The organism is Serratia sp. TSA_130.1 (genome assembly GCF_052691795.1).
The window spans coordinates 255,938-281,035 of the sequence record NZ_JBQZFS010000005.1 but is presented as its reverse complement, the minus strand read 5'-3'; the positions used below and the strand labels follow the sequence as shown (position 1 = coordinate 281,035).

At 59.4% G+C, this 25,098-nt stretch carries 21 protein-coding genes; 9 read left to right on the top strand and 12 right to left on the bottom strand.

Annotation, left to right across the window (positions count from 1 at the left end; genetic code table 11):
- The first annotated feature begins 18 nt into the window (after positions 1-18).
- Together pcnB and folK are read left to right on the top strand one after the other, a co-directional pair.
- Positions 19-1,566, top strand: a complete 1,548-nt coding sequence (gene pcnB, locus ACUTQY_RS18740) for a polynucleotide adenylyltransferase PcnB (protein WP_071883579.1) — start codon at positions 19-21, stop codon at positions 1,564-1,566.
- Positions 1,566-2,066: a 2-amino-4-hydroxy-6-hydroxymethyldihydropteridine diphosphokinase gene (gene folK / locus ACUTQY_RS18735; RefSeq protein WP_004937558.1), complete on the top strand. Its 501-nt coding sequence runs from the start codon at positions 1,566-1,568 to the stop codon at positions 2,064-2,066. Before pcnB ends, folK begins: the two co-directional genes overlap by 1 nt.
- 5 nt (positions 2,067-2,071) lie before the next feature.
- Here the strand turns inward: folK and qseC are convergent, their stop codons facing one another.
- Together qseC and qseB are read right to left on the bottom strand one after the other, a co-directional pair.
- Positions 2,072-3,430: a quorum sensing histidine kinase QseC gene (gene qseC / locus ACUTQY_RS18730; protein WP_046687789.1), complete on the bottom strand. Its 1,359-nt coding sequence runs from the start codon at positions 3,428-3,430 to the stop codon at positions 2,072-2,074.
- Positions 3,427-4,089, bottom strand: a complete 663-nt coding sequence (gene qseB, locus ACUTQY_RS18725; RefSeq protein WP_033651337.1) for a quorum sensing response regulator transcription factor QseB — start codon at positions 4,087-4,089, stop codon at positions 3,427-3,429. Before qseB ends, qseC begins: the two co-directional genes overlap by 4 nt.
- Positions 4,090-4,255: 166 nt before the next feature.
- Between qseB and panB the strand changes: the two genes are divergently transcribed.
- The 3 genes from panB to panD all read left to right on the top strand — a co-directional run bounded on the left by panB (position 4,256) and on the right by panD (position 6,454).
- On the top strand, positions 4,256-5,050 hold the full coding sequence (panB, locus tag ACUTQY_RS18720; RefSeq protein ID WP_004937548.1) for a 3-methyl-2-oxobutanoate hydroxymethyltransferase: 795 nt from the start codon (positions 4,256-4,258) through the stop codon (positions 5,048-5,050).
- A 23-nt stretch (positions 5,051-5,073) separates the two neighbouring features.
- Positions 5,074-5,928 (top strand): pantoate--beta-alanine ligase, encoded by an 855-nt coding sequence (gene panC, locus ACUTQY_RS18715; protein WP_046687790.1) that lies wholly within the window; start codon positions 5,074-5,076, stop codon positions 5,926-5,928.
- 145 nt (positions 5,929-6,073) lie between these two features.
- Positions 6,074-6,454 (top strand): aspartate 1-decarboxylase, encoded by a 381-nt coding sequence (gene panD, locus ACUTQY_RS18710; protein ID WP_004937544.1) that lies wholly within the window; start codon positions 6,074-6,076, stop codon positions 6,452-6,454.
- 36 nt (positions 6,455-6,490) lie between these two features.
- Here panD and ACUTQY_RS18705 read toward each other — a convergent pair whose 3' ends face one another.
- The 3 genes from ACUTQY_RS18705 to ACUTQY_RS18695 form a co-directional block, all read right to left on the bottom strand.
- Positions 6,491-7,768, bottom strand: coding sequence for a polysaccharide deacetylase family protein (locus ACUTQY_RS18705; RefSeq protein ID WP_046687791.1), 1,278 nt, complete (start codon positions 7,766-7,768; stop codon positions 6,491-6,493).
- A gap of 177 nt (positions 7,769-7,945) precedes the next feature.
- Positions 7,946-8,716 carry an ABC transporter permease gene (locus ACUTQY_RS18700; protein ID WP_004937535.1) on the bottom strand — a complete coding sequence of 257 codons (771 nt, stop codon included), beginning with the start codon at positions 8,714-8,716 and terminating at the stop codon, positions 7,946-7,948.
- Positions 8,713-9,636, bottom strand: a complete 924-nt coding sequence (locus ACUTQY_RS18695; protein WP_033644695.1) for an ABC transporter ATP-binding protein — start codon at positions 9,634-9,636, stop codon at positions 8,713-8,715. The genes ACUTQY_RS18700 and ACUTQY_RS18695 overlap by 4 nt, the downstream gene beginning before the upstream one ends.
- 211 nt (positions 9,637-9,847) lie before the next feature.
- Between ACUTQY_RS18695 and can the strand changes: the two genes are divergently transcribed.
- Positions 9,848-10,504, top strand: a complete 657-nt coding sequence (can, locus tag ACUTQY_RS18690) for a carbonate dehydratase (protein ID WP_015379031.1) — start codon at positions 9,848-9,850, stop codon at positions 10,502-10,504.
- Between the two features lie 37 nt (positions 10,505-10,541).
- On the opposite strand, the gene hpt is transcribed toward can, so the two are convergent.
- Both hpt and cueO read right to left on the bottom strand, forming a co-directional pair.
- Positions 10,542-11,078 (bottom strand): hypoxanthine phosphoribosyltransferase, encoded by a 537-nt coding sequence (gene hpt, locus ACUTQY_RS18685; protein ID WP_048234659.1) that lies wholly within the window; start codon positions 11,076-11,078, stop codon positions 10,542-10,544.
- Between the two features lie 98 nt (positions 11,079-11,176).
- On the bottom strand, positions 11,177-12,853 hold the full coding sequence (gene cueO, locus ACUTQY_RS18680) for a multicopper oxidase CueO (protein ID WP_046687792.1): 1,677 nt from the start codon (positions 12,851-12,853) through the stop codon (positions 11,177-11,179).
- Between the two features lie 219 nt (positions 12,854-13,072).
- Between cueO and ACUTQY_RS18675 the strand changes: the two genes are divergently transcribed.
- From ACUTQY_RS18675 to speD, 3 genes are all read left to right on the top strand, one after another.
- The gene (locus ACUTQY_RS18675; protein ID WP_033644927.1) at positions 13,073-13,420 is read left to right on the top strand and encodes a YacC family pilotin-like protein; all 348 of its coding nucleotides are present in this window, start codon (positions 13,073-13,075) and stop codon (positions 13,418-13,420) included.
- A gap of 123 nt (positions 13,421-13,543) precedes the next feature.
- Positions 13,544-14,407 (top strand): polyamine aminopropyltransferase, encoded by an 864-nt coding sequence (gene speE / locus ACUTQY_RS18670; RefSeq protein WP_046687793.1) that lies wholly within the window; start codon positions 13,544-13,546, stop codon positions 14,405-14,407.
- 27 nt (positions 14,408-14,434) lie between these two features.
- Positions 14,435-15,229, top strand: a complete 795-nt coding sequence (gene speD, locus ACUTQY_RS18665; protein WP_004937510.1) for an adenosylmethionine decarboxylase — start codon at positions 14,435-14,437, stop codon at positions 15,227-15,229.
- Between the two features lie 32 nt (positions 15,230-15,261).
- On the opposite strand, the gene yacL is transcribed toward speD, so the two are convergent.
- The 5 genes from yacL to aceE form a co-directional block, all read right to left on the bottom strand.
- Complete coding sequence (gene yacL / locus ACUTQY_RS18660; RefSeq protein WP_004937507.1) at positions 15,262-15,624, bottom strand: protein YacL; 363 nt, start codon at positions 15,622-15,624, stop codon at positions 15,262-15,264.
- Between the two features lie 139 nt (positions 15,625-15,763).
- A complete protein-coding gene (gene acnB, locus ACUTQY_RS18655) occupies positions 15,764-18,361 on the bottom strand; it encodes a bifunctional aconitate hydratase 2/2-methylisocitrate dehydratase (RefSeq protein ID WP_033644692.1) in 2,598 nt (865 codons plus the stop codon).
- 515 nt (positions 18,362-18,876) lie between these two features.
- Positions 18,877-20,301 carry a dihydrolipoyl dehydrogenase gene (lpdA, locus tag ACUTQY_RS18650; protein WP_033644926.1) on the bottom strand — a complete coding sequence of 475 codons (1,425 nt, stop codon included), beginning with the start codon at positions 20,299-20,301 and terminating at the stop codon, positions 18,877-18,879.
- 233 nt (positions 20,302-20,534) lie between these two features.
- Positions 20,535-22,415 carry a pyruvate dehydrogenase complex dihydrolipoyllysine-residue acetyltransferase gene (gene aceF, locus ACUTQY_RS18645; RefSeq protein ID WP_033644691.1) on the bottom strand — a complete coding sequence of 627 codons (1,881 nt, stop codon included), beginning with the start codon at positions 22,413-22,415 and terminating at the stop codon, positions 20,535-20,537.
- A gap of 13 nt (positions 22,416-22,428) precedes the next feature.
- A complete protein-coding gene (gene aceE / locus ACUTQY_RS18640; RefSeq protein ID WP_046687795.1) occupies positions 22,429-25,092 on the bottom strand; it encodes a pyruvate dehydrogenase (acetyl-transferring), homodimeric type in 2,664 nt (887 codons plus the stop codon).
- Positions 25,093-25,098 lie beyond the last annotated feature (6 nt).

Here is a 25,098-nt window from a genome sequence, read left to right as displayed (position 1 = left end):
TCACTATCGAGGTGTACCATTTTTACCCGAGTAGCCAACTTCTGTCGTAAGGTACTGACCCGCGATGACAAGCTGCCCCGCGACGACGCGGCGGCCGGCGATAAAAACGTAGTCCGCGAAGAGCGTGCCGCGGCGCCAAGCCGCCCTGCGCCGCAGCCGCGCGCCGCCGATAACGGCAGCAACGCCCCTGCCCGCCGCTCAACGCCGCGCAAGCGTCCGCCTTTCCCCCTCGCCGAGAGCAACGACTCGATGACCGTGATCCCGCGCGAACAGCACTCGATCTCCCGTAAAGACATCAGCGAGAATGCGCTGAAAGTGCTTTATCGCCTGAACAAGTCCGGCTACGAGGCTTATCTGGTCGGCGGCGGGGTGCGCGATCTGTTGCTCGGCAAAAAGCCGAAAGACTTCGACATCACCACTAACGCCACCCCGGAGCAAGTGCGCAAGCTGTTCCGCAACTGCCGCCTGGTCGGCCGCCGCTTCCGTCTGGCGCACGTGATGTTCGGGCCAGAGATCATCGAAGTGGCCACCTTCCGCGGTCACCACGAACAGAATCAGGAATCCGACAAGAATTCCTCCCAGCAGGCGCAAAACGGCATGCTGCTGCGCGACAACATCTTCGGTTCGATCGAGGAAGACGCCCAGCGCCGTGATTTCACCATCAACAGCCTGTACTACGGCGTGGCGGATTTCACCCTGCGCGATTACGTCGGCGGCCTGAACGATCTGAAACAAGGCGTGATCCGCCTGATCGGCGATCCGGAAACCCGTTACCGCGAAGATCCGGTGCGCATGCTGCGCGCGGTGCGCTTCGCCGCCAAGCTGGATATGCGCATCAGTGAAGAGACCGCCGAGCCGATCCCGCGTCTGGCTTCGCTGCTGCATGAGATCCCACCGGCGCGTCTGTTCGAAGAATCCCTCAAGCTGCTGCAGGCTGGTTACGGTTTCCAGACCTATCTGAAGCTGTGCGAATATCAGCTGTTCCAACCGCTGTTCCCGCTGATCGCCCGCAACTTCACGCCGAACCACGATACGCCGATGGAGCGCATTCTGGTGCAGGTGCTGAAGAACACCGATCATCGCCTGCAGAACGACATGCGCGTCAACCCGGCCTTCCTGTTTGCCGCCATGCTGTGGTACCCACTGCTGGAGCACGCGCAGAAACTGGCGCAGGAAAGCGGCCTGGCGTACTACGACGCCTTCGCGCTGGCGATGAACGATGTGCTCGACGAGCAGTGCCGCTCGCTGGCGATCCCGAAACGCATTACCACGCTGGTGCGCGATATCTGGCAGCTTCAGCTGCGCCTGTCTCGTCGTCAGGGCAAACGCGCGCACAAACTGATGGAACATCCGAAATTCCGTGCCGCCTATGATTTGCTGGCGCTGCGTGCGGAAGTGGAAGACAATCAGGAGATGCTGCGTCTGGCCGAGTGGTGGGGTGAGTTCCAGGACGCCACGCCGGCGCGGCAGAAAGCCATGCTGAGCACCCTGGGTGACGATCCGGCGCCGCGTCGCGCGCGTCAACGCCGTCCTCGTCGCCGGGCACCGCGTAAAGAAGGGGCATAATGATCCGCGTTTATATCGCGCTGGGCAGCAACCTGGCGCAGCCGCTGCAACAGGTTAACGCCGCGCTGGAGGCGCTGGAGCATCTCCCGCGCACCCGGCTGGTCACCTGTTCTTCGTTTTACCGCACCAAGCCGCTGGGGCCGCAAAACCAGCCGGACTTTCTCAACGCGGTGGTGGCGCTGGATACCCTGTTGCCGCCCGAACAGCTGCTCGACCATACCCAGGCGATAGAACGCAATCAGGGGCGCGTGCGCAAGGATGAACGCTGGGGGCCGCGCACGCTCGATCTGGATATCATGCTGTACGGCGACAAAGTGATCCATACCGATCGCCTGACCGTACCGCATTATGGCCTGAAAGAGCGCGAATTCATGCTCTACCCGCTGGCGGAAATCGCCCCCGATCTGATTTTCCCCGATGGCGAACCGCTCGCCAGCTGCCTCAAGCGCGTGCCGGAAAACGGCATGGCGCTGTGGCACTCGCCAAAACCGAAATCCTGACCCGCCTACAGCGCCAGCCGCGCGACGAACCCGCCTGTCGGGCGATTGGCGAAACTGACCTGTAAACCATGCAAGCCGGCGATACGCTGCACGATCGATAACCCCAGCCCGCTGCCGGTTTGCTCCTGTCCCGGCGGGCGATAGAAGCGTTCCCCCAACCGCGCCAGATGCTCTGTCGTCACCCCCGGCCCCTCATCCTCTACCGTCAGCGAGCGCTCGCTCAACGTCACGGTGACCGCGCCGCCCTGCGGGGTGTAACGCACCGCGTTGTCCAGCAAGTTGCGCAATAACAGTGACAGCAGCAGAGTCTGCCCCTGACGCACCGGCGGCGTTCCCTGCTGTTCATAACGCAGCGTCACGCCCGCCGCATGAGCCAGCCGATCCTGTTCCGCCAGGGTCATCATCACCAGTTCGTTCCAGTCAATGGTCGCCAGCTCGGCCAGATCCGACAGCGAATCCAGCCGCGACAACGTCAACAGCTGATCCACCAGCCGGGTGGCGCGATCGATGCCGACCGTCAGATTGTCCAGCGCGTGCTCGCGCATCGGCGCATCCTCCCCCGCCAACTGTACCACTTCGGTCTGCACCCGCAATGCCGCCAGCGGGCTGCGCAATTCGTGCGCGGCATCGGAGGTGAAACGCCGCTCCCGCACCAGCAACGCATTGATGCGGGCGAACAGCGCGTTGAGCGCATCCACCAGCGGGCGCACCTCGGTTGGCACCTGGCGCGCATCCAGCGGCGTGGCGTCATCGGGTGCGCGCCGACGCAAACCGGCGGCCACCGCACGCAGCGGCCGCAGCTCGCGCCCGACCATCAGCGCAATCAGCAACATCAGCACCGGCAGCGTCGCCAGCCAGGGCACCAATTGGCCGGTCACCATGCCCAGCGCCATATCGCGCCGGTAATCCCACTCCTGGCCGACCACGATGCGGTAGCGCCCGTCCGGGCTGGTCAACCATACCAGGCGCCAACTGTCGTCATCGCCTTTGCGTTCGCCGTCGGTAAAACCTTCACGCTCCCCGTCAAACAGGAAGTCGGTACCGTTCTCGCCGTCGTTGAGCAGCATCTTGCCTTGGCGATCGAAGATGGCGAACGCCAGCGCGTCATCATCTTGCTCGCCCCGTTTGCCATGATGCACCAGCTTCTTGGTTTTCGGCAGGCTGCGCGCGCTTTCATCGGCCAGCAGATCGCCGAGGTTGGCGGTCGCCAGCCGCTTGGCGAACAGCATCTGCTGGGTGTCGAACACTTCGTTGATGGTATTGCGCGACATCACCCAGGCCACCACGCTGGCAGTGCACCAGGTCAGCAGCGCCAACAGGCTGAAAATCAGGATCAGACGCAGCCGCAGGCTGAGGCGCTTCACGGGGCATCCCCCAGCGTATAGCCCACGCCATGGATGGTGCGAATGAAGCCGTTGCCCAGCTTGCGCCGCAGGTGGTGAATATGCACCTCCACCGCGTTGCTGCTCACCTCGTCGTCCCAGTTGTACAGCTTCTCCTGGATCAACGGCCGCGCCAACACGCGCCCTTTGTTGTGCAGAAACAGCTCCAGCACCGCCAATTCGCGCGGCGTCAGCGTCACCGGTTCGCCGTTGCAACTCACGCTGCGGGTGGCGCTGTCGAACACCACGTTGCCGTGCGTCAGCTGTGGCATCAGTTGGCCGTGACGACGGCGGATCAGCGCCTGCAGGCGCGCCGCCACTTCGGCCAGCGCGAACGGTTTGCACAGATAGTCGTCGGCGCCGCTTTGCAACCCGCTGACCCGTTGCTCCAACGCATCGCGGGCGGTAAGGATCAGCACCGGCACATCCTGCCCGGCCTGGCGCCACTGGCGCAGGAGATCCAGTCCATCGAGGCCCGGCAGGCTGAGATCGAGGATCACCGCGTCATACGGCGCGCTGCCCAGGGCGTTTTTACCAACCGCGCCGTCGGTGAACCAGTCCAGATTGAAGCCGAGTTTGGTCAGCCCGGCCTTGATGCCGTCCCCGATCAGTTTGTCATCTTCGATCAGCAGAATTCGCATGAGTATCCCTTTTGAGTCATGACGCCATTGCACCACAAGGTTCTTAAGAACCGCTTAAGCATGGCGATCCGCGCTACCCACCCCGATCGGGTTACAGTAGAATGGCTGCACTTTTTTGCAGTCTGGGCCTGCGTAAGCCGCACGGCCCGTTTCAGGAGACGTTGTGATGAAACCCACCACCGTGACCCATTTGCGCCAGTGGAAACAGGAGCAACGCAAGTTTGCTACCCTTACCGCCTACGATGCCAGCTTTGCCAAGCTGTTTGAAGAGCAAGGCATTAAAGTCCTGTTGGTGGGCGATTCGCTGGGCATGACGCTGCAGGGCCACGACTCCACGCTGCCGGTCACCGTCGCCGACGTCGCCTATCACACGCGCGCCGTGCGCCGCGGCGCGCCGGCCTGCCTGTTGCTGGCCGATTTGCCGTTCATGAGTTACGCCACCCCGGAACAGACCTTCGCCAACGCCGCCGAGCTGATGCGCGCCGGCGCCAACATGGTGAAACTGGAAGGCGGCAGCTGGCTGTGCGACACGGTGAAAATGCTCGCCGAACGCGCGGTGCCGGTATGCGGCCACCTGGGGCTGACGCCGCAGTCGGTCAACGTGTTCGGCGGTTATAAGGTGCAAGGGCGCGACGAACTGGCCGCCAAACAGCTGCTGCAGGACGCGCAGAATCTGGAGCTGGCCGGCATTCAGCTGCTGGTGCTGGAGTGCGTGCCGACCGAGCTGGCACGCCAGATCACCGAAGCGCTCTCCATTCCGGTCATCGGCATCGGCGCCGGCAACGGCACCGACGGCCAAATCCTGGTGATGCACGACGCCTTCGGCATCACCGGCGGCCACACGCCGAAATTCGCCAAGAACTTCCTGGCGCAAAGCGGCGATATCCGCACGGCGGTGCAACACTACATTCAGGAAGTGGAGCAAGGCCTCTATCCGGCGGCTGAACACTCTTTTAACTAAGCGATGGTTCCAGGAGTCACCCAATGATTATTATCGAAACCCTGCCGCTGCTGCGTCAGCAGATCCGCCGCTGGCGCCAGGACGGCAAGCGCATCGCACTGGTGCCGACCATGGGCAACCTGCACGACGGCCATATGACGCTGGTCGATGAAGCGCGCGCCCGCGCCGACGTGGTGGTGGTGAGCGTCTTCGTCAACCCGATGCAGTTCGATCGCCCGGACGATCTGGCGCGCTACCCGCGCACGCTGCAGGAAGACAGCGAGAAGCTGACCCGCCGCGGCGTCGATCTGGTGTTCGCGCCGGCCCCGGCCGCGGTCTATCCGCAGGGGCTGGAGCAGCAAACCTATGTCGACGTGCCGGGCATCTCCACCATTCTGGAAGGCGCAAGCCGGCCGGGCCACTTCCGCGGCGTTTCCACCATCGTCAGCAAGCTGTTCAACCTGGTGCAGCCTGATTTGGCCTGTTTCGGCGAGAAGGACTACCAACAATTGGCGCTGATCCGCAAAATGGTGGCGGACATGGGTTACGACATCGACATCGTCGGCGTGCCGACCGTGCGCGCCAAAGACGGCCTGGCCCTCAGTTCACGCAACGGTTACCTGACCGCCGAGGAACGCAAGGTTGCGCCGCAGCTGAGCAAAATCATGAACGCGCTGGCGCAGCAGCTGGCCAATGGCGAGCGCCATGTCGAAACGCTGTTGGAACAGACCGCCGAGCAACTGCGCGCCGCCGGCTTTACGCCGGATGAGCTGTTTATTCGCGATGCCGACAGCCTGCAGCCGCTGACGGTGGACAGCCAACGGGCGGTGGTGCTGATGGCCGCCTGGCTGGGCAAAGCGCGGCTTATCGACAACCAGCAGGTTGACCTGACGCTGTAAGTCATTTTTTATACTGTCGTCATCCTGCCGCCCTGACCATAGGTAGACAATGGCGGAACGATCGGTGACGATAGAGATTGCAGGGATGCAGGAGAGATGTTCAACCCCAACGCCTGTGAAGGCCGATATTCAGTTAGGTAAAGCTATGATACGTACTATGCTGCAAGGCAAGCTGCATCGCGTCAAAGTCACTCAGGCTGACTTGCACTATGAAGGATCCTGCGCCATCGATCAGGATTTCCTGGAAGCGGCCGGCATTCTGGAATATGAAGCGATCGATATCTACAACGTGGATAACGGCCAGCGCTTCTCCACCTACGCCATCGCCGCCGAGCGCGGTTCGCGCATCATTTCGGTCAACGGCGCCGCCGCGCGCTGCGCCTGCGTGGGTGACAAACTGATCATCTGCTCCTATGTGCAAATGACCGACGCTGACGCCCGCCAACATCACCCGAAGGTCGCCTATTTCGAGGGTGACAACAACCTGCAGCGCAAGGCGAAAGCCGTGCCGGTTCAGGTCGCCTGACGGTAAAACGGGCGCCTCGCGCGCCCGTTCTTTTCCTTACTGCACCACCGTACCCGGCTTGTTGGCTATCCGATCCGCCATGGTCTGGATCGAGTCGGTGCGCAGAATATACAGCCGCTTCAGCGTATAGGGATTATCCCCCGGCTTCACCTTGCCCTGCACCGTGGTCACCGCCAGATGGAAACCGGCGTCCTGCGCCGCCTGGATAGCCCGCTGGTTATAGCCGCCGAACGGGTAGGACAGATACAGCACGTGCGGGTTGAACTGCGACAGCGCGCGGCGCGAACGCTCAAAATCGAACTCGATATTGTGCAGCGAACGGCTCAGCAAAATCGGCTGGCGATTGCCGTCGGTGCGATGCAGGAAGTGGGTGTGCGACTGCACGTCGAACACGTCCTGAATCTGCTTGAGCTCCGAGACGCTCATAAACTGCAGCGAGTCCGGGTTCCATTTCTGCGGATGACGCTTGATGCGCGAAGAGATGATGAACGCCGTCGCGCGGAAACCGTAATCCTTCAATACCGGGTAAGCGTAGCGATAAACCGATTTCAGCCCGTCGTCGAAGGTCAGCACGATCGCCTTGCCCGGCAGGTTGATCTGATTCTTCAGGTAGGCTTCCAGCTGATACAGCGAAATGGTGTCGTAGCCCGCCTGCTTGAGGTAGGTCATCTGGTTGCTGAACGCCACGTCTGAGGTGGTGGTCGAAGTATGGCGGAAGCGCTTGTTCTCTTCGTTTTTCAGCAGGTGATGGTAAGTCAGCACCGGTATGCCGTTATCGATCTCGCAGTCCAGCTCATTGACGAACCCCAGCCGATCGCCGATGTTGACCTCGAACCAGGTGTTGTTCAGGCGATCCTTCAACTTGCCGATGATCGGATAGCGCAGGTTGCCTTCCAGCGTGCCCAAGACCTCACTGTCCTTGTCCGCTGCGGTGTATACGTCGATCGTTTTTTGGGTGATCAGATTCTGGTTGGTCAGCGGTTTGTTCAGCTCGCCCAGATCGTCTTGCACCTTGCGCGACTTCTTCAGCTCGCGCACGTCGTCTTTATCGATAAAGCCGGTTCCGTGCCCGAATTTGAATTCGTAGTATTCCGCATCTGCCGGGAACACCTGAATCAGCTGCCCGCGCTTCACTTCCCCTACCGGGATCACATGCTCGCCCACCAACGCATAGACTTCGCTATCGCGCTGCGCTTCCATGTATTCAGATTTAACCGCGCCGTCTTCCGACAGCAGATTAGCCAGGCTCAAAGGGGAAACCAACGACATCAGAATGCCGAGTAACCCAGCCGTTAACGTGTATTGAGACCGCATGATGATGTTCTGCTTACGAGTGCGTAATGACAAAAATGAAGGAAATGTGGAGCGCCAGCATAGCACGATTTGAACAGCGGGGAACTAGCGGTTATTTGAGCGATTCTATTGATTTACGCGCCGCCTGCGCCAAATCAAGAAAGGCGCCCCCGCCGGGAAAGCAGGAGCGCGATACGATCAGCTGCGCAGGCCGCGGCCGCGCTCGATCAGATACCAGGACAGCAGATAGAACACCGCGATAAATGCCACCAGCACCGCCATGGTGAACGCCAGCGGCACGTCGTTGATGCCGAGGAAGCCGTAGCGGAAGCCGCTGATCATATAGACGATCGGATTCAGCTTGGACACCGCCTGCCAGAATGGCGGCAACAGCGACAGCGAGTAGAACACCCCACCCAGGTAAGTCAGCGGCGTCAGCACGAAGGTCGGGATCAGGCTGATGTCATCGAAGGTGGTGGCGAACACCGCGTTGATCAGCCCCGCCAGCGAGAACAGGATCGCCGTCAGCAACAGCGTCAGCGCAATCACCCACCAGGCGTGCACCTGCAGCGGCACGAAGAACAGCGAGATAATGGTCACCAGCACGCCGACGCAGATGCCGCGCGCCACGCCGCCGCCGACATAGCCGGCGATCACCACGTGGGTCGGCACCGGCGCCACCAGCAGTTCCTCAATGTTGCGCTGGAATTTGGCGCTGAAGAACGACGACGCGACGTTGGCGTAAGAGTTGGTGATCACCGCCATCATGATAAGGCCGGGCACGATGAACTGCATGTAGCTGAAGCCGTGCATATCGCCGATGCGCGAACCGATCAGGTTGCCGAAGATGATGAAGTACAGCGTCATGGTGATCACCGGCGGCACCAGGGTCTGGATCCAGATGCGCGCGAAGCGGTTCACCTCTTTAGCCCAGATGCTCTGTAAGGCCACCCAATACAAACGCGTCATGCTTTCTCTCCATTGCCGTTAACCAGGGTGACAAACAGCTCTTCCAGGCGGTTCGCCTTGTTGCGCATGCTCAGCACCTGCACGCCCTGCGCGCTCAGCTGGGCGAACAGGCCGTTCAGCCCCTGTTCACGCATCACCTCCACTTCCAGCGTCGAGGTATCCGTCAGGCGGCTGCGGTAACCGTCCAGCTTCGGCAGCGGGCTTTTCGCCGCCAGATCGAGGATAAAGGTTTCCGACTTGAGCTTGGCCAGCAGCCCCTTCATCGAGGTGTTTTCCACCAGCTCCCCGTTCTGGATGATGCCGATGTTGCGGCACAGCATCTCCGCCTCTTCCAAATAGTGGGTGGTGAGGATGATGGTGGTGCCCTGGGCGTTCAGCTCTTTCAGGAAGCCCCACATCGAGCGGCGCAGCTCGATATCCACCCCGGCGGTCGGTTCATCGAGGATCAGCAGCTTTGGTTGGTGCATCAACGCGCGGGCGATCATCAGACGGCGCTTCATGCCGCCGGACAGCATGCGAGCACGCTCATTGCGCTTGCCCCACAGGTCCAGCTGATTGAGGTACTTTTCGGCGCGCGCCATCGCTTCACGCCGCGTGACGCCATAGTAACCCGCCTGGTTCACCACGATCTGCAATACGGTCTCAAACGGGTTGAAGTTGAACTCCTGCGGCACCAGGCCAAGCTGGCGCTTGGCGTTGACGATGTCTTTATCGATGTCGTAACCGAACACCCGCACGCTGCCGGCGGTTTTATTCACCAGCGAGCTGATGATGCCGATGGTGGTGGACTTTCCGGCGCCGTTTGGCCCCAGCAGGGCATAAAAATCCCCCGCCTCGACGCTCAGGTCGATGCCGCGCAGCGCCTTGACGCCACCGGCGTAAGTCTTGGTCAGCTGCGCTAATTCCAGTGCATAATTCATATGTAAAATAGTACCTTATAACGATGAGTATGCCGCCGCGCCCCCTGTTTGCGAGGCTTGAAACAATAACAATAATCCTAGCATCGACGGCGTTTTCACTGCGTCGAATCCGTGCGGTAAATGAGGTTGCACCACTGTTCCGATTTCCAAATTGTGACGCTTACCCTATATTACCCCAACGCAATCTGTTCGTTACGGGTCAATCACCTCCATGAAAGAAATCGAAGAGCTTATCGCCAACAACCAGGCCTGGTCGGCCAATATCAGTCAGGAAGACCCGGATTTTTTTGAACGTTTAGCCCAGGCGCAAAAGCCCCGCTTCTTATGGATTGGTTGCTCTGACAGCCGCGTTCCCGCAGAACGCCTGACCGGCCTCGAGCCGGGTGAACTGTTCGTCCATCGCAACGTGGCGAACCTCGTTATCCACACCGATCTTAACTGCCTGTCGGTGGTGCAGTATGCGGTAGATGTGCTGGAGGTCGAACACATCATCATCTGCGGCCACCTGGGCTGCGGCGGCGTGCAGGCCGCGGTGGAAAACCCGGAGCTGGGGCTGATCGACAACTGGCTGCTGCACATTCGCGATCTGTGGTACAAGCACAGTTCGCTGCTGGGCGAGCTGCCACCGGAACAGCGTTTCGACATGCTGTGCGAGATCAACGTCATTGAGCAGGTATACAACCTGGGCCACTCCACCATCATGCAATCGGCCTGGAAACGCGGCCAGAAGGTGATGATCCACGGCTGGGTGTACGGCATTCAGGACGGCCGTCTGCGCGATATGGAAGTGCTGGCGACCAGCCGCGAGAGCCTGGAGATGGGCTACCGCAAAGCGATAGCCAAACTGAAGCAGGATAAAGGCGTATAATCCCGCCGCAGGCGCGGCAGGCCGCGCCCCACATCAATTACTCGTCCAGCAGCACCACTTTGCCGACGTACGGCAGGTGACGGTAGCGCTGGGCGTAGTCGATGCCATACCCCACCACGAACTCATCCGGGATCGAGAAGCCGACGTATTCGACCGGCACCTGCACTTCACGGCGCTCAGGCTTGTCCAGCAAGGTGCAAATCGCCAGCGATTTCGGCCCACGCAGCGCCAAAATCTCGCGCACTTTGTTCAGCGTGTTGCCGGAATCGATGATGTCTTCCACGATCAGCACGTCTTTGCCGCGAATGTCTTCGTCCAGATCCTTGAGGATCTTCACGTCGCGAGTGGTGGACATGCCGCTGCCGTAGCTGGAAGCCGTCATGAAGTCGACTTCATGCGGCACGTCAATCGCGCGGCACAGATCGGCCATGAACATGAAGGAGCCGCGCAGCAGCCCAACCAGCACCATGTCGCTGCCGCTGTCGCGGTAATGTTCGGTGATCTGGCGGCCAAGTTCGGCGATACGGGTCTTAACTTCCTGCTCGGAAATCATTACGTCTACAGTGTGTTTCATAGTATTCAGGTCAGTTGCCGGAAGAAAGGCGCAGAGTTTAGCATAGCCTTTCGCCGGTGGCGACGCGAGCGCACCGCCACCTGAGCGATAGGCCGCGATCAATCGGCGACGGTAAAGCCCATCATCATGCCGGTATCTTCGTGTTCCAACAGGTGGCAGTGGGCCATATACGCATGTTCGCTGCTTGCCGGATGATCGAAACGCACCAGCACTTCGCTGCGCCAACCTTCGACGCGCACCGTGTCCTTCCAGCCGCTGCGATGCGCCGCCGGCGGTTTGCCGTTTTCCGACAGGATACGGAACTGGGTGCCGTGAATGTGGAACGGGTGCAGCATCATGTCGCCCTCGCCGGAAATGGTCCATTTTTCATACTGGCCCCGTTTGGCGGCAAACATCGGTTTGTTCATGTCGAAGGCCTTGCCGTTGATCATGTTGCCGTGGCTGAAGTCGAACGGTTTAGCGTTGCCCTGCGCGCCGCCATGATCCATCCCGGCCATCTTGCCATGATCCATGCCTTTCATGCTGCTCATGTCGCCGTGGTCCATGCCCTGCATGCCGCCCTTCTCCATGCCCTTCATGTTACCGTGGTCCATGCCTTTCATGTCTCCAGCGCCCGTCGCGCCATGATTCATGCTCATGCCGGCCATCGCCTGATGACCATAACGATCCATCAGCGCCTGCATGCCGAGCATATCCAGCTGCGGATCCATCATCAGCTGCAGCCAACGCTCCTGGATGCCGGCGGTGGCAGGCAATGTCGGCAGCTTCACCAGGCTGTCCGGCATGGTTTTGATGCCCTGCGCCAACGACGGCTGAATGCGCAACACCGGCAGCGGCCGATCGAACGGCGCCAGCGTCATGCCCATCTGTTTCACCGGCAACGTCACGATGTCGAACGCTTTCCCGTCGGAGGCATCGACCAGCACTTCAAAGCGCTCGCCCATCAGCATCGGCAGCTCGGTCAGCTTCACCGGCTCCGCCAGAAAACCGCCGTCGCTGGCAATAACATACAGCGGACGGTTGTCACTGGCCGCCAGATTCAGCGAGCGGGCGTTGCAACCGTTGAGGAAACGCAGGCGCAGCCAGCCGCGCGGCGCCAGATGTTGCGGATACTGCGCGCCGTTGGTGAACATGCGATCGCCAAACCAGCCCACCGCCGCGCTCATCACGTCCAGGCGGTATTCGATCTGCGCGTCTTTGCCCAGCCGCTTATCCTGCAGGATCACCGGAATATCATCCTGCCCCCAGGTTTTCGGCAGCGGCAGTTTGGCGCTTTCATCGTCTTCCAGCAGCACCAGCCCCGCCAGCCCCATCATCACCTGGCTGCCGGTTTTACCGTGGGTATGCGGGTGGAACCAGCAGGTGGCCGCCGGTTGATCGACGGTGAAATTCACCGTGCGCGTTGCGCCGGGATGGATCAACGCCTGCGGGCCGCCATCGACGTCGCCGGGGATTTCCAGGCCGTGCCAGTGGACGGTACTGGCTTCCGCCAGGCGGTTTTTGATATCGACCGTCACCGGCTGACCCCGCTGCAGCTTCACCGCCGGCCCGAGCAGCGCGCCGTTGAATCCCCAGGTTTTGGTGGCGGCGCCGGGCAACCAGCGGGTTTCCCCCGCCTGCAGCGCCAGCGCAATCTTTCCCTGCGCGTCGGGCGTTAACAACGGGGGCACCGGCAGGGCCGGCCGCTCGGCCGCTAAGGCGGCCCGGCTCCATAACGGCAATGCGCTCGCGGCGCCCAATGCAGCGGTCAATTTAATAAAATCACGGCGTAACATCGCTGACTCCCTTTTCTCAGTGACATAACTCAACGCGGCCAGCCTAAACCTTCCCCCAGGCGGAAGGTCAAGCCTTTTCTGGCGGTATTTTAAGCTATGCCTCACAATCAAGAGCGCGCCGTGGGTGAGCGCTATGGCAGCGCCCGTCAGCAATAAAATTTGGTGCCTTTACAGGCAAGTGTGGTAACGTCTGCAGACGACAAACAGGCCTATTTCATGATGAAAAAAACAACGTTAACGATGCTGTTGCTGGCGATGCTGGGCTTCTCCAACGCCAGTCTGGCGCTGAATGAATCCGAGGCGGAAGATCTGGCCGATCTGACGGCGGTATTTATTTATTTGAAAAATGATTGCGGCTACAACGATTTGCCAAATGCGCAAATCAAGCGCGCCATCGTCTATTTCGCGCAACAAAACCGCTGGGATTTGAGCAACTACAACAGCTTTAACATGAAGGCGCTGGGCGAAGACAGCTATCGCGATCTGAGCGGCATCGCCATTCCAACGCCCAAGAAGTGCAAATCGCTGGCGCGCGACTCCCTGAGCCTGCTGGCCTACGCCAATTAATCTTCCCCCTCGCCCGTCCGCCCTCCGCTCTCTCTGTCTGAAATTCAACCGTGCATCGCCAGGCAGAGTTAGCTATGATGTTGCGCCGATTTTTCATGGCTGTTATTACGGAGTTTCCCGCACATGACCCAGAAAGAAATTTGGTACGAAACGCTGCATACGGGCTTCGGCCAGTACTTTTCGGTAGAGAAGGTGCTATACCGCGAGAAGACCGATCATCAGGATCTGGTGATCTTCGAGAACCCGGTGCTGGGGCGCGTGATGGCGCTCGACGGCGTGGTGCAAACCACCGAGCGTGACGAGTTCATCTATCACGAAATGCTGACCCACGTGCCGCTGTTGGCGCACGGCCAGGCGAAGAAAGTGCTGATCATCGGCGGCGGCGACGGCGGTATGCTGCGCGAAGTCAGCCGGCATCCTGGCGTTGAGCAGATCACCATGGTCGAAATCGACGCCGGCGTCGTCGAGTTCTGCCGCCAGTACCTACCCAACCACAGCGCCGGCGCCTATGACGATCCGCGCTTCAAGCTGGTGATTGACGACGGCGTCAACTTCGTGAATCAAACCGACGAAACGTTCGATGTGATCATCTCCGACTGCACCGATCCGATCGGCCCCGGCGAAAGCCTGTTCACCTCGGCGTTTTATGAAGGCTGCGCCCGCTGCCTGAATGAGGGCGGCATTTTCGTCGCGCAAAACGGCGTCTGTTTCCTGCAGCAGGACGAGGCGGTCAACAGCCACGCCAAACTGAGCCGCTACTTTAGCGACGTCAGCTTCTATCAGGCGGCGATCCCGACCTATTACGGCGGCATCATGACCTTCGCCTGGGCGAGCCAGAACCCGGCGCAGCGCCAGCGCGATCTGCCAACCCTGCAACAGCGCTTTAACCAAAGCGGCCTACACTGCCGTTATTACAACCCGGCAATTCACGTCGGCAGCTTTGCCCTGCCGCAATATTTGCTCAATGCCCTGAACGTAACACGTTAAGCGAGAAGATAAAGGAGGTGGCCCAAATTGCATAAGCTAAAACTGCACGGCTTCAACAACCTGACCAAGAGCCTGAGTTTTTGTATTTACGATATTTGTTACGCCAAAACCGCGGACGATCGCGACGGCTATATCGCCTACATAGACGAACAATATAACGCCAACCGGCTGACCGAGATCCTGAGCGAAACCTGCTCGATCATCGGCGCCAATATTCTGAACATCGCGCGTCAGGACTACGAGCCGCAGGGCGCCAGCGTCACCATCCTGGTCAGCGAAGAGCCGATCGATCCGAAAGACGTCGATACGTCGGAACACCCCGGTCCGCTGCCGAATACGGTCGTCGCGCACCTGGACAAGAGCCATATCTGCGTGCACACCTACCCGGAAAGCCATCCGGAAGGCGGGCTGTGCACCTTCCGCGCCGATATCGAGGTCTCGACCTGCGGCGTCATTTCGCCCCTCAAGGCGCTGAACTACTTAATTCACCAGCTGGAATCCGACATCGTCACCATGGACTATCGCGTGCGCGGTTTTACCCGCGACGTGAACGGCGTGAAACATTACATCGATCATGAGATCAATTCGATCCAGAACTTTATGTCGGAAGACATCAAGGCGCTGTACCACATGATGGACGTGAACGTTTACCAGGAAAATATCTTCCATACCAAGATGTTGCTGAAAGATTTCGATCTGAAGCACTACCTGTTTAACGCGGAGCCGGAGGCGTTGAGCGCAGCCGAACGCAAGCAGATCACCGATCTGTTATGGAAAGAGATGCAGGAAATCTATTACGGCCGCAATATTCCGCATCTGTGATGGAAAGGGCGCGGCACGCCGCGCCCTGATGCTTAGTACTTCAGCATGAAAGAACGATAGGCCTTCAACACCAGCAGGAAATCCTCAACGCCGCAGAATGAGAGGCTTTCTTCGTCGTAATAGTTCATCCCCTCTTCCATTTCATCGCCCTCGAACTCCAGCTGATTGGCGCGGATCATCACTTCTTCACCATCCATCAGCAGCGTATATTCATGGCCTTCCAGCTGCCATTGGCGCTCGCTGCCTTTGACCTCGGCCGCGCCGGCTTCAATGCGGTCCAGCAGGTTGAAATCGCCTTTGACTTCTTCGTTGATCCAATGGCCAATCGCTTCATGCCCCATCGAAAATCTGACGATCACCTGACCGGTGACGTCACGCAGAAATTCGTAATCCATAGCATGCCCTCCTGAGCCCTTTTTCTTAGTGTAAACATAAATGGCGGACTAACTCAGTGAGCGCTCGCAAAGTTGGCAACTGAGCAAAATAAAACGGGAGGCCAAGGCCTCCCGTTAAACAGTTGCGCAATATAGCGGCTTACACGGCGGTTTGGAAGATCACGCCGTCGGCTTTTTCGGTGTACTGACCCAGCTGGTCAAAGTTCAGGTAGCGGTAGGTATCCGCCGCCGTCTTATCGACCTGCGCCATATAGGTCTGGTACTCGTCCGGCGTCGGCAGGCGGCCCAGCAGGGACGCTACCGCGGCCAGTTCGGCAGACGCCAGATAGACGTTGGCGCCGGTGCCCAGACGGTTCGGGAAGTTACGGGTTGAGGTGGAAACCACCGTCGCGCCGTCCGCCACGCGCGCCTGGTTGCCCATGCACAGTGAGCAGCCCGGGATCTCGATACGCGCGCCGCTCTTGCCGAAGACGCTGTAGTAGCCTTCTTCGGTCAGCTGAGCCGCATCCATCTTGGTTGGCGGCGCCACCCACAGACGGGTCGGCAGCTGGCCCTTGTGCTGATCCAGCAGCTTGCCCGCCGCGCGGAAGTGGCCGATGTTAGTCATGCAAGAACCGATGAACACTTCATCGATTTTGCTGTTGGCCACGTCAGACAGCAGGCGCGCATCGTCAGGATCGTTCGGCGCACACAGGATCGGCTCTTTGATCTCGTTCAGATCGATGTCGATCACCGCTGCGTATTCCGCATCCGCATCGCCTTCCAGCAGTTGCGGATCCGCCAGCCATTTTTCCATGCCCTGAATACGGCGCTCCAGCGTACGGCGATCGCCGTAGCCTTCGGAGATCATCCACTTCAGCAGCACGATGTTGGAGTTCAGGTACTCTTCAATCGGCGCCTTGTCCAGCTTGATGGTACAACCGGCGGCGGAACGTTCGGCGGACGCATCGGTCAGCTCAAACGCCTGCTCGACCTTCAGATCCGGCAGGCCTTCGATCTCCAGAATGCGGCCGGAGAAGATGTTTTTCTTGCCCTTCTTCTCGACGGTCAGCAGCCCTTGCTGGATCGCGTAGTAAGGGATGGCGTGCACCAGATCGCGCAGGGTGATGCCCGGCTGCATTTTGCCTTTGAAGCGCACCAGCACCGACTCAGGCATATCCAGCGGCATCACGCCGGTCGCGGCGGCAAACGCCACCAGGCCGGAACCGGCCGGGAAGGAGATGCCGATCGGGAAGCGGGTGTGGGAATCGCCGCCGGTGCCGACGGTGTCAGGCAGCAGCATGCGGTTCAGCCAGGAGTGGATCACGCCGTCGCCCGGGCGCAGCGAGACGCCGCCGCGGTTCATGATGAAGTCAGGCAGCGTGTGGTGCGTGGTCACGTCGACCGGTTTCGGGTACGCGGCGGTGTGGCAGAACGACTGCATGACCAGATCGGCGGAGAAGCCGAGGCAGGCCAGGTCTTTCAGCTCATCGCGGGTCATCGGGCCGGTGGTGTCCTGAGAGCCGACGGAGGTCATCTTCGGCTCGCAGTATTCGCCAGGGCGAATGCCGGCGACGCCGCAGGCGCGGCCGACCATTTTCTGCGCCAGCGAGAAGCCTTTGTTGCTGGCGGCCACCGGTTTGGCGATGCGGAACACGTCGCTGTGCGGCAGACCCAGCGCTTCACGCGCCTTGGTGGTCAGGCCACGGCCGATGATCAGCGGGATACGGCCGCCGGCGCGCACTTCATCCAGCAGCACGTCGGTTTTCAGCTCGAAGTTGGCGATCAGCGCGCCGGTTTCGTGGTTGCGCACTTCACCTTTGTACGGGTAAACGTCGATCACGTCGCCCATGTTCAGCTCGGACACGTCCACTTCGATCGGCAAGGCGCCGGCATCTTCCATGGTGTTGAAGAAGATAGGCGCAATCTTGCCGCCCAGCACCACGCCGCCGCCGCGCTTGTTCGGCACGTGCGGGATGTCGTCGCCCATGAACCACAGCACCGAGTTGGTGGCGGATTTACGGGAGGAACCGGTGCCGACCACGTCGCCGACGTAGGCCAGCGGGAAGCCTTTCTTGTTCAGCAGCTCGATCTGTTTGATCGGGCCGACGCTGCCCGGCTGATCCGGCACGATGCCTTCACGTTCGTTTTTCAGCATCGCCAGCGCGTGCAGCGGGATATCCGGGCGCGACCAGGCGTCCGGCGCCGGAGACAGGTCATCGGTGTTGGTTTCGCCGGTCACTTTGAACACGGTGACGGTGATCTTTTCCGCCAGCTCCGGGCGCGACAGGTACCATTCGGCATCGGCCCAGGACTGCATGATCTGCTTGGCGTGCGCGTTGCCGGCTTTCGCCTTCTCTTCTACATCGTAGAAGTTGTCGAACATCAGCAGCGTGTGGGACAGCGCTTTGGCGGCGATCGGCGCCAGCTTTTCGTTGTCCAGGGCTTCGATCAGCGGATGAATGTTATAGCCGCCCTGCATGGTGCCTAACAGTTCAATGGCTTTCTCGGGGGTAACCAGGGGGGATGTCGCTTCACCTTTGGCGATGGCCGCCAGGAAACCTGCTTTGACGTAGGCGGCTTCGTCGACGCCCGGTGGAACACGGTTAATCAGCAGGTCTAACAGGAATTCTTCTTCGCCTTTTGGCGGATTCTTCAGTAGTTCGACCAGCGCGGCCATTTGGGTGGCGTCTAGCGGCTTAGGGGCGATGCCCTCAGCAGCACGCTCGGCTACGTGCTTACGGTATTCTTCTAGCACGACGTTCTCCTCGCTCTCATTGTCATTTATTGTGCCTGGCGTATATGCAAACCGGGTTTATACCCTTTGGGTTTCACTCTGTGGCTAGGCGATCGGCCCGTAAAGGCCCCGAAACGGTGATTGGGGCAAACAAGCACGGTCAAACAGCGTTACAGCATGAAAGACTGATGGGTAGAGCGCACGGCGATATTGATGCCATCTATCCTGACGGGGCACTGCTGTCGATGTCCTGGACTGTAAGGTACAGTGCCCGGTTCCGCTCAGCCAGCATATCAGGATTTGAAACGGTTGTTAATTCGTTCACATAAAAGCAACATTAAATCTTTGCTGAATCGTTGAGCGCAGCGTAATCGGCTGCCGGACAAACAGGGCATTATATCCACATAATTGAAATGGATATAAGCATGAGGATCGGAATTTGGCGCAGCGGCCACAAAAAACCGCGTTCTGCATCTGAGCAAAAAAAAAACGGCCCCTTCTCAGGAGCCGCTTGTTAACCGGTCAAACCAGCAGAATTACTTCTTCTTGGCTTTCGGGTTAGGCAGGTCGGTGATGCTGCCTTCGTAGATTTCCGCCGCCAGGCCCACGGATTCGTGCAGGGTCGGGTGAGCGTGGATGGTCAGCGCGATGTCTTCCGCGTCGCAGCCCATCTCGATAGCCAGACCGATTTCACCCAGCAGCTCGCCGCCGTTGGTGCCGACAATCGCGCCACCGATGATGCGGTGAGTTTCTTTGTCGAAGATCAGTTTGGTCATGCCGTCTGCACAGTCGGAAGCGATCGCACGGCCGGAAGCCGCCCACGGGAAGGTGGAGGTTTCGTAGCTGATGCCTTTCTCTTTCGCTTCTTTCTCGGTCAGACCCACCCACGCCACTTCCGGCTCGGTATAAGCGATGGATGGGATCACTTTCGGATCGAAGTAGTGCTTCATGCCGGCGATAACTTCTGCGGCGACGTGACCTTCGTGCACGCCTTTGTGCGCCAGCATCGGCTGACCGACGATGTCGCCGATGGCGAAGATGTGCGGCACGTTGGTGCGCAGCTGTTTGTCGACGTTGATGAAGCCACGCTCGTCAACTTCAACACCGGCTTTGCCGGCATCCAGCAGTTTGCCGTTCGGCACGCGGCCGATCGCCACCAGCACCGCGTCGTAACGCTGTGGCTCTGCCGGCGCTTTTTTACCTTCCATCGTGACGTAGATGCCGTCTTCTTTGGCTTCTACCGCGGTCACTTTGGTTTCCAGCATCAGGTTGAACTGCTTGCTGATACGTTTGGTGAAGACTTTCACCACGTCTTTATCTGCCGCCGGGATAACCTGATCGAACATTTCAACGACGTCGATCTGTGAACCCAGCGCATGGTATACGGTGCCCATTTCCAGGCCGATGATGCCGCCGCCCATAACCAGCAGACGCTCTGGGACGGTTTTCAGCGCCAGCGCATCGGTAGAATCCCACACGCGTGGATCTTCATGAGGAATGAATGGCAGTTGGATCGGACGAGAACCTGCAGCGATGATGGCGTTGTCGAAGTTGATGGTGGTTGGGCCGTTTTCGCCTTCAACAACCAGGGTGTTAGCGCCGGTGAACTTGCCCAGGCCGTTGACCACTTTCACTTTACGGCCTTTCGCCATGCCAGCCAGACCGCCGGTCAGCTGAGTGATGACTTTTTCTTTCCAGACGCGCACTTTGTCGATGTCGGTTTTCGGCTCGCCGAAAACGATGCCGTGTTCGGCCAACGCTTTGGCTTCTTCGATCACTTTGGCAACGTGCAGCAGTGCTTTGGAAGGGATACATCCCACGTTCAGGCAAACCCCGCCCAGAGTGGAATAACGTTCAACCAGAACGGTTTCAAGACCTAAGTCAGCGCAACGAAAGGCTGCAGAGTAACCTGCCGGGCCCGCCCCAAGTACCACGACCTGAGTTTTAATTTCAGTACTCATCATGACCTCTTAATTGATTGTCCGGCGGGTCAGACGTCATTTTTATTGCTAATCGATCTCATAACGCCCTTCATCCACCGGGACGCTTACACCGCGAGCAGTTTACAGAATTGTTAATAATCTGCAAAGCGTGTTCGAGTGACCCGTGTCTCAACAATTTTGTCGAGTTATGCAAAATCCGACAAAACTGCTACAGAATCGTCAGGGGCGCAGCATGCTGCGCCCCTTTTGCATTACATCACCAGACGGCGAATGTCGGACAACATGTTGTTGATGATGGTGATGAAGCGCGCACCATCGGCACCGTCGATAACGCGGTGGTCGAAGGACAGCGACATCGGCATCATCAGGCGCGGCATGAACTCTTTACCGTTCCAGACCGGCTCCATCGCAGACTTGGAGACACCCAGGATAGCCACTTCCGGCGCGTTGACGATCGGCGCGAAGTGAGTTGTCCCGATGCCGCCCAGGCTGGAGATGGTGAAGCAGCCGCCCTGCATCTCGCCCGCGGTCAGCTTGCCGTCGCGCGCTTTCTTGGAGATGGTCATCAGCTCGCGAGACAGCTCGGTGATGCTCTTCTTGTTCACGTCCTTGAACACCGGAACCACCAGGCCGTTCGGGGTATCTACCGCCACGCCGATGTTGATGTATTTCTTCAGCGTCAGCTTCTGACCGTCTTCGGACAGCGAGCTGTTGAAGCGCGGCATCTGCTCCAGAGCGGCAGCGACGGCTTTCATGATGAACACGACAGGCGTGAACTTCACGTCCAGCTTGCGCTTGGCCGCTTCTTCGTTCTGCTGCTTGCGGAACGCTTCCAGATCGGTGATGTCGGTTTTGTCGAAGTGAGTCACGTGCGGGATCATCACCCAGTTGCGGCTCAGGTTCGCGCCAGAGATCTTCTGGATGCGGCCCATTTCGACTTCTTCGATCTCGCCGAACTTGCTGAAGTCCACTTTCGGCCATGGCAGCATGCCTGGCAGACCGCCGCCGGCAGCAGCCGGGGCCGCTTCAGCGCGTTTCACCGCGTCTTTCACGTAAGCCTGAACGTCTTCGCGCAGGATGCGGCCTTTACGACCGGTGCCTTTCACTTTCGCCAGGTTAACGCCGAATTCACGCGCCAGACGACGAATGACCGGAGTCGCGTGCACGTAGGCCGCGTTCTCGGCGAACTCGCCTTTGTCTTCAGCTTTCGCAGCCGGAGCGGCGGCTTTAGCGGCGGCCGGCGCCGGCGCAGCGTCCGCTTTAGCGGCTGGAGCGGCGGCAGCGGCAGGCGCAGCGCCTTCCACTTCGAACACCATGATCAGGGAGCCGGTTTTCACTTTGTCGCCGGTCGCGATCTTGATCTCTTTCACGGTGCCCGCGAACGGCGCTGGCACTTCCATGGAGGCCTTGTCGCCTTCCACGGTGATCAGAGACTGCTCGGCGGCAACCTTGTCGCCCACCTTGACCATCACCTCGGTCACTTCGACTTCGTCACCGCCGATATCCGGCACGGCGACGTCTTTAGCCGCAGAGGCCGCAGGCGCTGCGGCGGCAGCCGGTGCTTGCGCCGCAGCCGGGGCCGCAGCGGAAGCGGCGCCGGCCACTTCGAACACCATGATCAGGGAACCGGTTTTCACTTTGTCGCCGGTCGCGATCTTGATCTCTTTCACGGTGCCCGCGAACGGCGCAGGGACTTCCATGGAAGCCTTGTCGCCTTCCACAGTGATCAGGGACTGCTCGGCTTCCACCTTGTCGCCCACTTTCACCAGGATCTCGGTCACTTCGACTTCGTCGGCGCCGATATCCGGCACAGCAACGTCTTTGGCCGCAGCGGCAGCCGGGGCAGCTGCTGCCGCCGGTTTTTCTTCCGCTTTCGCCGCCGGTGCAGCTTCCGCTGCGCCTGCCGCTTCGAAGATCATGATCAGTTTGCCGGTTTCGGTTTTATCGCCGACCGCCACTTTGATCTCTTTCACCACGCCCGCCTGCGGGGAGGGCACTTCCATGGAAGCCTTGTCGCCTTCCACGGTGATCAGCGATTGTTCCGCTTCAACTTTATCGCCGACCTTCACCAGAATCTCGGTGATTTCGACTTCATCTGCACCGATGTCCGGTACGTTGATTTCGATAGACATTATTCAGTACCTCTTAGGCCAGACGCGGGTTAACTTTTTCCGGGTTGATGTCGAATTTCTTGATTGCATCAGCAACCACAGAAGCTTCGATCTCACCGCGTTTAGCCAGTTCACCCAGAGCAGCAACCACCACGTAAGATGCATCGACTTCGAAGTGATGACGCAGGTTTTCGCGGCTGTCCGAACGACCGAAGCCGTCGGTGCCCAGTACGCGATAATCGCTGGCCGGCACATAAGTACGAACCTGTTCGGCGAACAGTTTCATGTAGTCGGTAGAGGCTACCGCCGGCGCATCGCTCATCACCTGAGCGATGTAAGGCACGCGTGGCGCTTCGGTTGGGTGCAGCATGTTCCAGCGCTCGCAATCCTGGCCGTCGCGCGCCAGTTCGGTGAACGAGGTCACGCTGTAGGTGTCGGAACCCACGCCGTAGTCCTTCGCCAGGATCTGCGCAGCTTCGCGCACGTGGCGCAGGATGGCGCCGGAGCCCAGCAGCTGCACCTTGCCTTTGCTGCCTTCCAGCGTTTCCAGCTTGTAGATACCCTTGCGGATACCTTCTTCCGCACCCTGCGGCATCGCAGGCATGTGGTAGTTTTCGTTCAGCGTGGTCAGGTAGTAGTACACGTTTTCCGGGTTGTCGCCATACATGCGCACCAGACCATCGTGCATGATGACCGCCACTTCGTACGCGTAAGCCGGATCGTAAGAGATGCAGTTAGGGATGGTCAGAGACTGGATGTGGCTGTGGCCATCTTCGTGCTGCAGACCTTCGCCGTTCAGGGTAGTACGGCCCGAGGTCCCACCGATCAGGAAGCCGCGCGCCTGTTGGTCGCCCGCTGCCCAGCACAGGTCGCCGATACGTTGGAAACCGAACATCGAGTAGTAGATGTAGAACGGAATCATCGGCAGATCGTTGGTGCTGTAGGAGGTCGCTGCGGCAAGCCAGGAAGAGGCTGCGCCCAGTTCGTTGATGCCTTCCTGCAGGATTTGGCCTTTCTCGTCTTCTTTGTAGTAAGCAACCTGCTCACGGTCCTGCGGGGTGTACTGCTGGCCGTTCGGGCTGTAGATACCGATCTGACGGAACAGACCTTCCATACCGAAGGTACGCGCTTCGTCGGCGATGATTGGCACCAGGCGATCTTTGATCGACTTGTTCTTCAGCATCACGTTCAGGGCACGCACGAAGGCGATAGTGGTGGAGATCTCTTTGTTCTGCTCTTCCAGCAGCGAGCTGAAATCTTCCAGCGCCGGCATTTCCAGCTTCTGGGTGAACTCCGGCAGACGGGTAGGCACATAGCCTTTCAGAGCCTGGCGACGTTCGTGCAGGTATTTGTACTCTTCGGAATCTTTCTCGAAGGTGATGTACGGCAGTTTTTCGATGTCAGCATCGGCAACCGGCACGTTGAAACGATCGCGGAAGTGGTGAACCCCTTCCATGTTCATTTTTTTCACCTGGTGAGCGATGTTTTTACCTTCCGCGGTTTCACCCATGCCGTAACCTTTGATGGTGTGAGCCAGGATAACGGTCGGTTTGCCTTTGGTGTCCTGCGCTTTTTTCAGTGCAGCGAAGATTTTCTTCGGATCGTGACCACCACGGTTCAGCGCCCAGATTTCGTCGTCGGTCATGTCTTTGACCAGCGCCGCGGTTTCCGGGTAACGGCCGAAGAAGTGCTCGCGCACGTAAGCGCCGTCTTTGGATTTGAAGGTCTGGTAGTCGCCGTCCAGGGTCTCGTTCATCAGCTGAACCAGTTTACCGCTGGTGTCTTTGCGCAGCAGCTCGTCCCAACGGCCGCCCCAGATCACTTTCAGCACCTGCCAGCCTGCGCCGGAGAAGATGCCTTCCAGTTCGTTGATGATCTTGCCGTTACCGGTGACCGGGCCGTCCAGGCGCTGCAGGTTGCAGTTGATGACGAACACCAGGTTGTCCAGCTTCTCGCGGGTGGCGATGGTGATGGCGCCTTTGGATTCCGGCTCATCCATCTCACCGTCGCCCAGGAAGGCGTAAACGGTCTGCTCAGAGGTGTCTTTCAGGCCGCGGTGTTCCAGGTATTTCAGGAACTTCGCCTGATAGATGGCGCTGATTGGGCCCAGGCCCATGGATACGGTCGGGAACTGCCAGAATTCCGGCATCAACTTAGGATGCGGGTAAGAGGACAGGCCGTTGCCGTGCACTTCCTGACGGAAGTTGTTCATCTGTTCTTCGGTCAGGCGGCCTTCAAGGAAGGCGCGCGCGTAAACGCCCGGAGAGATGTGGCCCTGGAAGTAGACCAGGTCGCCGCCGTCTTTCTCGTTGCGTGCGCGGAAGAAGTGGTTAAAGCAGACTTCATAGAAGGTCGCGGAAGACTGGAAGGAAGCCATGTGGCCGCCCAGCTCCAGGTCTTTCTTGGATGCGCGCAGAACGGTCATGATCGCGTTCCAACGGATCGCAGAGCGAATGCGGCGTTCCAGATCCAGGTTGCCTGGGTAAGCCGGTTCGTCTTCTACCGCGATGGTGTTGACGTAGTTGTGCGCTGCAGCACCGGCCGCAACGTTAACGCCGCCTTTGCGGGCTTCTCCCAATACCTGATCAATCAGAAACTGAGCTCGCTCAACACCCTCTTCACGGATGACCGATTCGATCGCCTGCAGCCAGTCGCGGGTTTCGATCGGATCCACGTCATTGTTTAAACGTTCTGACATGGTGGT